Here is a 378-nt window from a genome sequence, read left to right on the forward strand (position 1 = left end):
TTTTTGATGTGAATTAGCCAAGACTAGACCAATGATCCCCAAAATGAGACCTACGATTGGAGATAGTAAACCAAGGACGATAGATAGGATACCTAAAACAAGTGATGTTTTTTTCTTTTCTTTCATCTTCAAAAAATTCCTTAAACTCATACAAATGAATAATACTATAAAAATTAGTTTTATCAATTGGATAAAACAAAAAAGCTTTAAAACTAAAGCTTTTTTTGTTAGAATCCTGATTAGTGCATCATCAAAACGACTCCTGCAATCCAGTTAAGGACTGAAATGACAATCCCTACGATATTAAGAATTCGTTCTGTTTTATAATCAAGTTCAGATTCTTTTTGATGTGAATTAGCCAAGACTAGACCAATGATC

2 pseudogenes are annotated in these 378 nt (G+C 31.0%); both read right to left on the reverse strand.

Going from position 1 to position 378, the window contains the following annotated elements:
- Nucleotides 1-126 (reverse strand): annotated as a pseudogene (locus ADH31_RS09865) (DUF4190 domain-containing protein); the annotation flags it as partial.
- Between the two features lie 113 nt (nucleotides 127-239).
- Nucleotides 240-378: pseudogene (locus ADH31_RS10190) on the reverse strand (DUF4190 domain-containing protein); the annotation flags it as partial.

The sequence above is a fragment of the Streptococcus pseudopneumoniae genome (genome assembly GCF_001072375.1).
In the GTDB taxonomy this organism is placed as follows: domain Bacteria; phylum Bacillota; class Bacilli; order Lactobacillales; family Streptococcaceae; genus Streptococcus; species Streptococcus pseudopneumoniae_L.